The 12,442-nt window shown below is 70.5% G+C and carries 8 protein-coding genes; 2 read left to right on the top strand and 6 right to left on the bottom strand.

The features are described 5' to 3' along the window. Window positions 1-5: 5 nt before the first annotated feature. Both ACYBYQ_RS02500 and ACYBYQ_RS02495 read left to right on the top strand, forming a co-directional pair. Window positions 6-878 carry an ATP-binding protein gene (locus ACYBYQ_RS02500; protein ID WP_459616820.1) on the top strand — a complete coding sequence of 291 codons (873 nt, stop codon included), beginning with the start codon at window positions 6-8 and terminating at the stop codon, window positions 876-878. Then, window positions 871-1,833 (top strand): Nudix family hydrolase, encoded by a 963-nt coding sequence (locus ACYBYQ_RS02495; RefSeq protein ID WP_459616819.1) that lies wholly within the window; start codon window positions 871-873, stop codon window positions 1,831-1,833. The genes ACYBYQ_RS02500 and ACYBYQ_RS02495 overlap by 8 nt, the downstream gene beginning before the upstream one ends. Window positions 1,834-1,843: 10 nt before the next feature. Here ACYBYQ_RS02495 and ACYBYQ_RS02490 read toward each other — a convergent pair whose 3' ends face one another. From ACYBYQ_RS02490 to coaE, 6 genes are all read right to left on the bottom strand, one after another. Then, window positions 1,844-3,352, bottom strand: coding sequence for an efflux transporter outer membrane subunit (locus ACYBYQ_RS02490; protein ID WP_459618686.1), 1,509 nt, complete (start codon window positions 3,350-3,352; stop codon window positions 1,844-1,846). Next, entirely contained in the window at window positions 3,352-6,462 is a 3,111-nt protein-coding gene (locus ACYBYQ_RS02485; protein ID WP_459616818.1) for a multidrug efflux RND transporter permease subunit, read from the bottom strand. The genes ACYBYQ_RS02490 and ACYBYQ_RS02485 overlap by 1 nt, the downstream gene beginning before the upstream one ends. Then, complete coding sequence (locus ACYBYQ_RS02480; RefSeq protein ID WP_459616817.1) at window positions 6,459-9,548, bottom strand: MdtB/MuxB family multidrug efflux RND transporter permease subunit; 3,090 nt, start codon at window positions 9,546-9,548, stop codon at window positions 6,459-6,461. Before ACYBYQ_RS02480 ends, ACYBYQ_RS02485 begins: the two co-directional genes overlap by 4 nt. Beyond that, entirely contained in the window at window positions 9,545-10,861 is a 1,317-nt protein-coding gene (locus ACYBYQ_RS02475) for an MdtA/MuxA family multidrug efflux RND transporter periplasmic adaptor subunit (RefSeq protein ID WP_459616816.1), read from the bottom strand. Before ACYBYQ_RS02475 ends, ACYBYQ_RS02480 begins: the two co-directional genes overlap by 4 nt. 118 nt (window positions 10,862-10,979) lie before the next feature. Continuing rightward, window positions 10,980-11,732, bottom strand: a complete 753-nt coding sequence (gene zapD / locus ACYBYQ_RS02470; RefSeq protein ID WP_459616815.1) for a cell division protein ZapD — start codon at window positions 11,730-11,732, stop codon at window positions 10,980-10,982. Window positions 11,733-11,776: 44 nt separating this feature from the next. Continuing rightward, window positions 11,777-12,418, bottom strand: a complete 642-nt coding sequence (gene coaE / locus ACYBYQ_RS02465) for a dephospho-CoA kinase (protein WP_459616814.1) — start codon at window positions 12,416-12,418, stop codon at window positions 11,777-11,779. Window positions 12,419-12,442: the final 24 nt, after the last annotated feature.

Below are 12,442 nucleotides of genomic sequence, written 5' to 3'. Positions count from 1 at the left end.
CGTCCATGCCCCTGCCCGAAACCGACCTGGCGCGCCTGCTGGAGCGCGCCGAGCGCGTGCTGGCCCAGCTCGAGGCCTGGCTGCCGCCGGCCCCGCCCGAGACAGACTGGAGCGCCCACGCATACCGCTGGCGCCGCCGCGGGTCGCGCGGCTGGCTCGACGCCGTGCGCCACGTGGCGCGCATCGAGCTTGCCGACCTGCAGCACATCGAGCGCCAGAAAGACATCATCGACCGCAACACCCGCCAGTTCCTGGCCGGCAAGCCCGCCAACAACGTCCTCATGACCGGCGCCCGCGGCACCGGCAAGAGTTCGCTGGTCAAGGCCATGCTGGCTGCCTATGGCGGCCAGGGCCTGCGCCTCATCGAGGTCGACAAGTCCGACCTCGCCGACCTGGCCGACATCGTGGAGCTGGTGGCCCCGCGGCCGGAACGCTACATCGTGTTCTGCGACGACCTGTCGTTCGAGGAAGGCGAGGCCGGCTACAAGGCGCTCAAGTCGGTGCTGGACGGCTCGGTGTCCGCCTCGGGCGACAACGTGCTGATCTACGCCACCTCGAACCGCCGGCACCTCATGCCCGAATACATGAGCGAGAACCTCCAGGCGCGGCACCAGCCCGACGGCGAGATCCACCCCGGCGAAACCGTGGAAGAAAAGATATCCCTGTCCGAGCGCTTCGGGCTGTGGCTGTCGTTCCATCCGTTCCGCCAGGACGACTACCTGGACATCGTGCGCCACTGGCTGGGCGAACTGGGCTGCCCGGCCGGGCAGATCGAGGCCTCGCGCACGGAGGCCCTGCAGTGGGCGCTGGAGCGCGGCTCGCGCTCGGGCCGCGTGGCCTATCAATTCGCCCGGGACTGGGCCGCGCGCCATGCCTGAGAAGATCCTCGACGTGGCCGCCGGCCTGATCCTGCGTGCCGACGGCAAGCTGTTGCTGGGCCAGCGGCCCGAGGGCAAGCCCTGGTCGGGCTGGTGGGAGCTGCCCGGCGGCAAGCTGGAGCCCGGCGAGACCGTGCTGCAGGCGCTGGCGCGCGAGCTGGACGAGGAACTCGGCATCCGGATCACCGAAGCCTGGCCCTGGGTGACCTACGTGCACGTCTACCCGCACACCACCGTGCGCCTGGCTTTCTGCCAGGTCACCGCCTGGGAAGGCGAGCCCCGGGGCCTGGAGAACCAGCGGCTGCAATGGGTGGATCCCGCCGAAGCCGCCGCGGTCGGCGACCTGCTGCCGGCCACCCTGCCGCCGCTGCGCTGGCTGCAGCTGCCCGACACCTACGGCATCGGCGCGATCGGCTCGCCTGCGGGCCTGGCCGCCTTCCTGCAGCGGCTGGATGCGGCGCTGGCGCGCGGCCTGAAGCTGGTGCAGCTGCGCGAGCCGCAATGGCCCGGCGGGCCGGACGCCGCCTCGCTGCACGAGGCCATGCACGCCGTGCTTGAACGTTGCCGCGCCGCGGGCGCGCGCCTGCTGGTGAACAGCGTCCATCCGCAAGCCTGGTGGCGCGAAGCCGGCGGCGTGCACCTGCGCGCGGCCGACGCCGCGGCGCAGCCCGGCCGCCCCGATCTCGGCCCCGGCGCGCTGGTGGGCGTGTCGGCCCACGACGCCGCCGAGATCGCCCGCGCACGCCAACTGGAAGCAGATTTCGCGGTGCTGGGCCCGGTGCTGCCCACGCCATCGCATCCAGGCCAGCCCGGCCTGGGATGGCCCGGCTTCGAAGCGGCGCTGCGCGATGCCGGGCTGCCGGTATATGCGCTGGGCGGCCAGTCGGCGGACACGCGCATCGAGGCCCGCCGCCACGGCGCGCACGGCATCGCCGGCATCCGCGGCATCATCTGAGCCGCGCGGGTCAGCGGCCCCCGGAGGCGGCCCCGGGGGGCTCATCGGCTGCGGCCGCCGCGGCTGGCGATGCCGCACCCGCGGCGTCGCGCAGCCCCTCCCAGCCTCCGCCCAGGGCGGCTATCAGCTGCACGCTGGCCACCAGGCGGTCGCCGTGCAGGCTGAGCGCGCTGCGCTCGGCGCTCAAGGCCGCCGTCTCGACCGTGGCCACGTCGAGGTAGTCCAGCATGCCCTCGTCGTACTGGTTGCGGATCAGGCGCAGCGACTCGCGCGCGGCTTCCAGCGCGCGGGCCTGGACCTGCTGCTCCTCGCCCAGCACGCGCAATTGCACCAGATAGTCTTCGACCTCGCGCAAGGCCGTCAGCACCGCCTGCCGGTAGGCTGCGGCCTGCGCATCGTAGGCGGCAAGCGCCTGGTCGACCTCGGCCCGGCGTGCACCCGCGTCGAACAGCGTGAGGGCCAGCTCGGGCCCCAGCGACCAGAAGCGTGCCGGCGCGGTCAGCCAGTTCGCGAAGCTGCCGCTGCGGAAACCGCCGTCGGCCGACAGCACCAGGCTGGGGAACCAGGCCGACTGCGCCACGCCGATCGCGGCATTGGCGGCAGCGGTGCGCCGCTCGGCCGCCGCCACGTCGGGCCGCCGCTCGAGCAGCGCCGAGGGCACGCCCGGCGGAACCTGGGGCACCCGCTGCGCGTACGCTTCCTGCGCCGGCAACGCGAACTTCGACGGCGGCAGGCCCACCAGCACGGCCACCGCATGCTCGAACTGCCCGCGCTGCCATGCCAGGTCCACCAGCTGGGCCCGGGCATTCTCGAGCTGGGTGGTGGCGAGGGTCACGTCGGACTTGCCCGCCACGCCCGCGTCGTAGCGGTTGCGCGTGAGACGCAGCGAGCGTTCGTAGGCCTGCACGGTGGCCTGCAGCAGGCGCTCCTGCTGGTCCAGCACGCGCAGCCGGAAGTAGTTCTGCGCCAGCGCCGATTGCGCGCTGAGCCGCGTGGCGGCCAGGTCGGCCTCCGAAGCCTCGGCGCTCGCGCGGCTGCTCTCCAGGCTGCGCCGCAGGCGGCCCCATACATCGGCCTCCCAGCTCACCGAGCCGGAGAGCGAATACTGGTTGGACACCGACGAGGTGCTGGAGGCGCCGCTGCCGGAACGGGTGGCGCCGGCGCCCGCGCCGACCACGGGGAACAGGCTGGCGCGCGCGCCGCGCACCAGCGCCTCGGCCTGGCGGTAATTGGCCTGGGCCACGGCGATGTCCTGGTTGGCGTCATCCAGGCGCGCCATCAGGTCGTCGAGCACCGGATCGCCGTAGATGCGCCACCAGGCGCCGCGCGCGGCCGTATCGGCGGGCTCCGCGGGTTTCCAGCCGTCCACGGGCGCGCGGTCCTGCTTGTAGGCCGTACCCACGTCCAGCACGGGACGCTGGTAGTCCGGCCCCACGGCACAGGCGGAGAGCACGGCGCACAGCAGCGTGGCGCCGAGGCGCGGGACGAACGTGGGAAGGCGGAAACGGGACTCGGGCATCATGGACGCGTGGCAGGAGAAACGGCGCCGCGATGCCGCAACCGGGCGGCCCACAGGCGGAAGCGATCGAGGTACAGATACACCACGGGCGTGGTGTAGAGGGTGAGCACCTGGCTGAGCACCAGGCCGCCCACGATGGTGATGCCCAGCGGCTGGCGCATCTCCACGCCGGCCCCGGTGGCCACCACCAGCGGCACCGCGCCGAAGATGGCCGCCAGCGTGGTCATCATGATGGGGCGAAAGCGCGTGAGGCAGGCCTCGTGGATCGACTCGCGCGGGCTCAGGCCGCGCTTGCGCTCGGCATCCAGGGCGAAGTCCACCATCATGATGGCGTTCTTCTTCACGATGCCGATCAGCAGGAACACGCCGATCAGCGCGATCACCGAGAACTCGCTGCCGAACAGCATCAGCGCCAGCAGCGCCCCGATGCCGGCCGACGGCAGCGTGGAGAGGATGGTGAGCGGATGCACCAGGCTCTCGTAGAGCATGCCCAGCACGATATACATGGTGACCAGCGCAGCCAGGATCAGCCACGGCTGCTGGTCCAGCGTCTTCTGGAGCTCGGCGGCCGTGCCCTGGAAGCCGGCCTGGATCTGGTCGGACGGCAGGCCGATGCGGGCCACCGCGGCGTCGATGGCCTGCGTGGCCTCGCCCAGCGAGACGCCGGGCGGCAGGCTGAACGAAATGGTGTCGGCCACGAACAGCCCCTGGTGCTGCACGCTGAGCGGCGCGTTGCCCAGCCGCATGCTGGCGAAGGCCGACAGGGGCACCCGCTGCCCGTCGGCCGCGATCACGTGCACGTGCTCCAGCGACTGCGCATCGCGCGCGAATCGCGGGTCCACGCCCATGACCACGTGGTACTGGTTGAGCGGCCCGTACATCACCGACACCTGCCGCTGGCTGAACGAGTTGTTCAACACCGCCGCGATGTCGGACATGCTGATGCCCAGGCGCGTGGCCGCGTCGCGGTCTATCACCAGGTCGACCTGCGTGCCCTGGTCCTCGGTGTCGGCCTCGACGTCGGTGAGCTGCGGCAGCGCAGCCATGGCCTGCTGCACGCGCGGCCGCCAGGTGCGCAGCAGGTCCAGGTCGCCCGACATCAGGGTGTATTCGTACGATCCCGTGGAGGTGGCGCGGCCGCCCACGCGGATGTCCTGCTGCGCAACCAGGAACATGCGCGCCCCCGGGACGTTCTGCATGCGAGCGCGCAGCCGGGCGATGACCTCCTCGGCGCTGGCGTCGCGCTGGTCCAGCGGCTTGAGCTCGACCATGATGAAGCTGGAGTTGCTGCCGCCCCGGCCGCCGGCATAGGCGGTGACGCTGCGCACCGCCGGATCCGACATGATGATGCGGCGGAAATACTCCAGCTTCGGCACGGTGGACTGGAACGAAGAACCCTGGTCGGCCCGGAAGAATCCCATCAGCTGCCCGGTGTCCTGCTGCGGCATGAGGCCCTTGGGCACGACGGCATAGAGGTAGAAATTGAGGCCTATCGCCGCGGCCAGCAGCAGCATCATGAAACGCGGGTGCCGCAGCGCCCACCCCAGGCTGCGGTCGTAGCCGCGATGCATGCCCCCCAGCGCGCGCTCGAGCCATGCGCCCACGGGGCCCGGCTTGCGCGGCGCCTGCGGCTCGGGCTGGAGCAGCCGCGCGCACATCATGGGCGTGAGGGTGAGCGACACCACCAGCGACACCATGATCGCGGCCGACAGCGTGACCGCGAATTCGCGGAACAGCCGGCCCGCCACCCCGCCCATCAGCAGGATGGGTATGAACACCGCCACCAGCGACAGGCTCATCGCGAGCACGGTGAAACCCACCTCGCGCGTGCCGCGCAGCGCCGCGCGCAGCGGCGAGGCACCCGCCTCGACGTGGCGCATGATGTTCTCGAGCACCACGATGGCGTCGTCCACCACGAACCCGGTGGCGACGATCAGGGCCATCAGGGAAATGGTGTTCAGCGTGTATCCGCACAGGTACATCACGCAGAACGTGCCCACCAGCGACACCGGCACGGCCACGGTGGGGATCAGGGCCGCGCGCAGCCGCCGCAGGAACAGCAGCACCACCACCATCACCAGCCCCACCGCGATCACCAGGGTCAGTTCGGCCTCGTGCAGCGAGGCGCGGATGCTGGGCGTGCGGTCCTGCGCCACGTCGAGGTTCACGTCGCCGGGCAGCAGCGCGGCCAGCTGCGGCAGCTGCGCACGCACCGCCTCCACGGTCTCGATGATGTTGGCGTCGGCCTGGCGGCGCAGGATGATGAGGATTGCGGGACTGTCGTTGTAGAAGCCGGTCTGGTAGAGGTCCTCGACCGAGTCCTCCACCGTGGCCACGTCCGCCAGGCGCACCGGGGCGCCGTCGCGCCACGCCACGATCAGCGGCCGGTATTGCTCCGCGCGCTCGAGCTGGTCGCTGGCCATGATCTGCCAGTGGTAGTCGTCGTTCTCCAGCATGCCCTTGGGGCGGTTGGCGTTGGCCGCCGACAGGGCCTGGCGCACCTCGTCGAGCGACACGCCGCGGCTCGAGAGCGCGCCGGGGATGAGGTCGACCCGCACGGCCGGCAGCGAGCTGCCGCCCACCGTGACCTCGCCCACCCCGTTCACCTGGGCCAGCTTCTGGGCCACGATGGTGGAGGCCAGGTCGTACAGCCTGCCCTGGCTGAGGGTGGATGACGTCATGGCCAGCACCATGATGGGGGCCGACGACGGATTGACCTTGTTGTAGGTGGGATTGTTGCGCAGCCCCGAAGGCAGCAGCGATCGCGCCGCATTGATGGCCGCCTGCACGTCGCGCGCCGCGGCGTCGATGTCGCGGCCCAGGTCGAACTGCAGCGTGATGCGCGTGGAGCCCTGGGAATTGCGCGAGGTCATCTCGGTGACGCCGGCGATGCTGCCCAGGGCCCGTTCCAGCGGGGTGGCCACGCTGGACGCCATGGTCTCCGGGCTGGCGCCGGGCAGGCTGGCCGACACGGAAATCATCGGGAAATCCACCTGCGGCAGCGGCGCCACCGGCAGCAGCCGGTACGACAGCAGCCCCGCCAGCACCAGCCCCAGGCACAGCAGGGTGGTGGCCACCGGCCGCACGATGAACGACGTCGACAGGCTCATGGCTGCGGCGCCTCCTGCGGCGCGCGGCGGCGCACCAGCCGGTCGAACATCAGGTAGATGACGGGCGTGGTGAACAGCGTGAGCACCTGGCTCACCAGCAGCCCGCCCACCATCACCAGGCCCAGGGGCTGGCGCAGCTCCGCGCCGGTGCCGGTGGCCAGCATCAGCGGCAGCGCGCCGAACAGCGCGGCCAGCGTGGTCATGAGGATGGGCCGGAAGCGCAGCAGCGCCGCCTCATGGATGGCCGCCAGCGGCGACAGCCCGCGCTTGCGCTCGGCCTCCAGCGCGAAGTCGATCATCATGATGGCGTTCTTCTTCACGATGCCGATCAGCAGGATGATGCCGATGATGCCTATCATGTCCAGGTCGCGGCCCGTGAGCATCAGGGCCAGCAGCGCGCCCACGCCGGCGGAGGGCAGCGTGGACAGGATCGTGACCGGATGGATGTAGCTCTCATAGAGCACGCCCAGCACGATGTACATGGTGACGATGGCCGCCACGATGAGCCACAGCGTGCTGGAGAGGGAATTCTGGAACGCCAGCGCCGCGCCCTGGAAGCGCGTTTCGATGCTGGGCGGCAGGCCCAGCTCCTGCTCGGCCTGCCCGATGGCCTCCACGGCCGAAGACAGCGAGGCCCCCGGCGCCAGGTTGAACGACACGGTGACAACGGGGAACTGGTCCAGCCGGCTCACCGCCAGCAGCGAGCGGCCTTCGCTGAAGCGGGCCACGGCCGACAGCGGCACCTGCTGGCCGTCGCCGGTGCCGACGTGGATGCGCTCCAGCGCCTGCGGCCCGTCGCGGAACTGCGGCTCCACCTCAAGCACCACGCGGTACTGGTTCGACTGGGTGAAGATGGTGGAGATCAGGCGCTGGCCGAAGGCGTCGTAGAGCGCGTCGTCGATGTCGGCCACGCTGATGCCCAGGCGCGAGGCCGCGTCGCGGTCGATCTGCACCCAGGTCTGCAGGCCCTGGTCCTGCAGGTCATGGTTGACGTCGCGCAGCTCGGGCAGCTGCGACAGGCGCTCCACCAGCCTGGGCGTCCATTCGCTCAGCACGTCGAGGTCCGGGTTGGACAGCGTCATCTGGTATTGCGTGCGGCTGATGCGGTCCTCGATGGTGAGGTCCTGCACCGGCTGCATGTAGACCGTCATGCCATCCTGCTGCTCGCTGAGCGCCTTCTGCAGGCGTTCCACCACCTCGGGCAGCGTGCCGTCGCGCTCGGCATTGGGCTTGAGCGCGATCTGCATGCGGCCCGCGCTCAGCGTCGCGTTGCTGCCGTCGACGCCGATGAACGAAGACACCGCGGAGACGTCGGGGTCCTGCATCACGATGCGTGCCACTTCGCGCTGGCGCTCGGACATGGACGAGAACGAGGCCGTCTGCGGCGCCTGCGTGATGGCCTGGATCAGCCCGCTGTCCTGCTGCGGGAAGAAGCCCTTGGGAATGGCCAGGTACAGCAGCGCCGTCAGCACGAAGGTGCCCACGGCCACCAGCAGGGTGAGCGGCTGGTGGCGCAGCACCACCCGCAGCAGGCGGTCGTAGCCGGCGATCGTGCGGTCGATGAGGGCGCCGCTGGCCCGGTGGAAACGCCCGTGCTTCTGCTCCGATTCCGGACGCAGCAGGCGTGCGCACATCATGGGCGTGAGCGTGAGCGAGATGACGAGCGAGATCAGGATGGCCACCGCCAGCGTCACGGCGAACTCGCGGAACAGCCGGCCCACGACCTCGGTCATGAAGAGCAGCGGGATCAGCACCGCGATCAGCGAGAAGGTCAGCGAGACCAGCGTGAAGCCGATCTGCGATGCGCCCTTGAGCGCCGCCTGCAGCGGCGTCTCGCCGTTCTCGAGATGGCGGGCGATGTTCTCGATCATGACGATGGCGTCGTCCACCACGAAGCCCGTGGCGATGGTGAGCGCCATCAGCGTGAGGTTGTTGATGCTGAAGCCCGCCAGGTACATGATGCCGAAGGTGCCCACCAGCGACAGCGGCACGACCACGCTGGGGATCAGGGTGGCCGACAGGCTGCGCAGGAAGACGAAGGTCACGAAGACCACCAGGCCGATGGCGAACAGCATCTCGCGCTGCACATGGGAGACCGACTCCCGGATGGTCTGGGTGCGGTCCGACACCACCGACACGTCCAGCGTGGCCGGCAGCGAGGCGCGCAGCTGGGGCAGCATCTCGTGGATGCGGTCCACCACGTCGATGACGTTGGCGCCGGGCTGGCGCTGCACGTTGAGCAGGATGGCGGGCTGGTCGCCCACCCAGGCGGCCTGTCGCGCGTCTTCTGCGCCCTGCACCGCCTGCGCCACGTCGGACAGGCGCAGCGGCGCGTTGTTGCGATAGGCGATGATCAGGTCGTTGTAGGCCGTGGGCGAGGCCAGCTGGTCGTTGGCGTCGATGGTGGTGGAACGCACCGGGCCGTCGAGGTTGCCCTTGGGCTGGTTGACGTTGGCGCCGACGATGGCGCTGCGCAGGTCGGCCAGGCTGAGCCCCGTGGCAGCCAGCGCCTGGGGATTGACCCGCACGCGCACGGCCGGCCGCTGCCCGCCCGCCACGCTGACCAGCCCCACGCCGGGTATCTGCGACAGTTTCTGCGCCATGCGCGTATCGATGAGATCGCGCACCTGCGGCAGCGGCATGGTGGGAGAGGTGATGGCCAGGGTGATCACCGCCGCGTCGGCCGGGTTCACCTTGTTGTAGACGGGCGGCACCGGCAAGTCGCTGGGCAGCAGGTTGGACGCCGCGTTGATGGCCGCCTGCACCTCCTGCTCGGCCACGTCCAGGGCGAGGTCCAGGCTGAACTGCAGCGTGATCACCGACGCCCCGCCGGAGCTGGTGGACGACATCTGGTTCAGGCCGGGCATCTGCCCGAACTGCCGTTCCAGCGGCGAGGTGACCAGCGAGGTCATCACGTCGGGGCTGGCCCCCGGATACAGCGTGACCACCTGGATGGTGGGGTAGTCGACCTCGGGCAGCGACGACACCGGCAGCATGCGGTACGCGATGAAGCCGGCGATCAGGATCGCCACCATCGAAAGCGTGGTGGCGATGGGCCGCAGGATGAAGACGCGCGACGGGTTCACTGCGCCCGCCTGCCCGCCCTGGGGGGACGCTCGCCCGCCGGCGCCGTACCCTGCGGGCTGCCGGCGCCGAGCGACTCGCCCGGCGTGGCCGAGATGGCGGCATCGCCGGTCACGACTTCGATGCGCGCGCCCTCGCGCAGCCGGTCGGTGCCTTCGACGACCACGCGCTCGCCGACCCCGATGCCCTCGTTCACGGCCACCCAGTCGCCATTGATGGCGCCCAGCTTCACCTGCCGCACCGTCACGGTGTCGTCGTCGCGCGCCACGAACACGAACGTGCCCTTGGACCCCTGCTGCACCGCCGCCATGGGAATGGCGGTGACGCCGGGGCGGGTCTCGACCAGCAGGCGCACGTTGACGAACTGATTGGGAAAAAGCAGCTGGTCCTGGTTGTCGAAGCGCGCCTTGAGCTTGACCGTTCCGGTGGCCACGTCGATCTGGTTGTCCACGGTTTCCAGCACGCCGCCGGCGATGCGCTCCGTGTCGGAGCGGTCATAGGCCTCCACGCTGAGCTGCCGGCCGGCGCGCAGCTGCTGCAGCACTTCGGGGAGCTGTGTCTCGGGGAGGGTGAACATGACCGCGATGGGCTGGGTCTGGGTGATCACCACCAGCCCGGTGGTGTCGCCGCTGGAAATCAGGTTGCCCTGGTCGACCTGGCGCAGGCCCAGCCTGCCGGCGATGGGCGCGGTGATGCGGGTGTAGGAAAGCTGCAGCTTGGCGTCGTCGACCGCGGCCTGGTTGGTGCGCACGGTGCCCTCGTATTGGCGCACCAGCGCGGCCTGCGTGTCCAGCGTCTGGCGCGCGATGGAATCCTGCTTGTGGAGGACCTGATAGCGCTGCAGGTCGCGGCGGGCGTTCTCGAGCTGGGCGCGGTTCTGCTGCAGCGTGCCTTCCGCCTGGGCCAGCGCCACCTGGTAGGGGCGCGGATCGATCTGCGCGAGCAGGTCGCCGGCCTTGACGGACTGGCCTTCCCGGAAGGCGACCTCGACCAGTTCGCCGTCGACCCGGCTGCGCACCGTGACGGTGTTGTAGGCCGTGACGGTGCCCAGCGCGCGCAGCACCACCTGGATATCCTGGGCACGCGCCTCGGCCAGCCGCACGGGCGTGGGCATGTTCATCATGAACGCAGGGCCGCCGCGCATGGCGCCGCCGCGGCCGGCGGGCTGCCCGCCGGCGCCCCCTTCGGGTGTGGCCGCCGGGCGCAGGAACCACCACCACACGGCAGTGGCAAGGAGCAGAACCACGAGGGCAAGCCAGGCGAGGCGACGACGCGACCAGCGCGATGGCGGGGAATCGGAAGGGCTATCGGGCATAGACGGGTCCGGGCTGACGAGAGCCGCTATTGTCCACTAGAGCCGCACGCCACGGTGCCCGGTTGTAATCGACCGCAACAGGTTCGGCCGACCGCTTGCCGCCCCCCGCCCGCAGAGGCTAGACGGCGCAGAGCGACATCTGGAAGGGCACGTCGCGGGCCACCGGCTGCGGCTTGAACTCGCCGTCCTGGGTGGAGAAGCGGATCCAGATCATGTACTTGTTCGCACTGATCTCCGGAAACACGCCCTGGGCGGGATCGATCCAGACGCGCATCAGCTGGTAGACCTTGCCGCCCAGCATCTGCTGGAAGGCGCCCTGCTCGGCCACGATGTCGGCGCGGCGCCCCGCCTCGCGCAGCAGCCGCAGCGCCATCGCCAGCGCCTCGTGCAGCGCCAGCATGGGCGTGCACCACGCGCCCAGGTCGGCGCGTCGCGCCTCCGTGGGTTTGTGCTGCCACGCGTGATAGGAAGGCATCTCGACCTGGGTGGCCCCGCCGGGCACCGCCAGCCGGCCGCGCAGGCTGGTGAGCCACTCGTTCTCGCGCAGCGCCTGGCCGGTCTTGCCCTGGCCCACCAGGGCGGAGGTGGCCTTCTCCATCTCGGCCAGCATGGTTTCGAGGGCGTCCTGGGCCACGCCCGGATGCCCGCGCAGGCCGGCCAGCGTGGAACGCTGGCGTTCGAGATCCTGGAGCACCGAGCCCTTGACGTCGGTGCGCTCGCACGTATCGAGTATGTCGAACAGCGTGGACACGGCGATCTGGTGTTCCCGGATATCGTCGCCACGGGCGAAGAAGAACAGCCTGTCGAAAAGATACTCGAGCCGCAGGTAGGCCCGGATACGCTCGTTGAAAGGATATTCGTACAGAATCACTCGCTGCAGGCCCGTTGGTGATCGGCTCGCAGGCCGAATGTGTTTCAGGAGGGGGCGTCCGGGCCGGAGACCGGCCGGGCCGATGCCGCCGCCAGCATGATCCAGCGGTCGTGCATGCTCTTCGCCCGCGCGCGCAACAGGTCGGGCGTGGTGGCGCCGTCGTTCAGGATGACGTCGTCGGCGGCAGCCAGCCGGGTTGCCCGCGCGGCCTGTGCCGCCATGATACGCCGGATGGCTTCCTCCGTCAGCCCGCTGCGGGCCTGCACCCTTGCCACTTGTGTATCCGGATCGCAATCGACCACGCACACGCGGTCGACCCGCTCGCGCCAGCGCCCGGACTCCACCAGCAGCGGCACGACGAACACCAGATAGGCGCCGCGGGCCTGCGCTGCCTGGGCCTGCGTCTCGCGGCCGATGAGCGGATGCAGCAGGGCTTCGAGCTGCGCCCGGGCCGGGGGCTCGCGGAAGACCCGTTCGCGCATCCACGCCCGGTCCAGTGCGCCGTCGGCCGACACGGCCTGCGGCCCGAAAGCCTCGCGTATGGCAGGCATGGCCGCCCCGCCCGGCGCAGTGAGCGCATGGGCGATGCGGTCGGTGTCGACCACGGCGGCGCCCCATTCGGCCAGCATGTCGGCCACGCGCGATTTGCCCGAGCCGATGCCTCCCGTCAGTCCGATGCTGTACATCCCGTTTCCATTCGTCGCGTTGCG

The sequence above is a fragment of the Bordetella sp. 2513F2 genome (genome assembly GCF_054642735.1).
This window is presented reverse-complemented; position numbering and strand designations above follow the sequence as displayed.

Excerpts from the sequence above, each read along its gene's own strand:
- ACYBYQ_RS02500 (WP_459616820.1), top strand. The coding sequence starts at position 6 with ATGCCCCTGCCCGAAACCGACCTGGCGCGCCTGCTGGAGCGCGCCGAG.
- ACYBYQ_RS02495 (WP_459616819.1), top strand. The coding sequence starts at position 871 with ATGCCTGAGAAGATCCTCGACGTGGCCGCCGGCCTGATCCTGCGTGCC.
- ACYBYQ_RS02490 (WP_459618686.1), bottom strand. The coding sequence starts at position 3,352 with ATGCCCGAGTCCCGTTTCCGCCTTCCCACGTTCGTCCCGCGCCTCGGC.
- ACYBYQ_RS02485 (WP_459616818.1), bottom strand. The coding sequence starts at position 6,462 with ATGAGCCTGTCGACGTCGTTCATCGTGCGGCCGGTGGCCACCACCCTG.
- ACYBYQ_RS02475 (WP_459616816.1), bottom strand. The coding sequence starts at position 10,861 with ATGCCCGATAGCCCTTCCGATTCCCCGCCATCGCGCTGGTCGCGTCGT.
- coaE (WP_459616814.1), bottom strand. The coding sequence starts at position 12,418 with ATGTACAGCATCGGACTGACGGGAGGCATCGGCTCGGGCAAATCGCGC.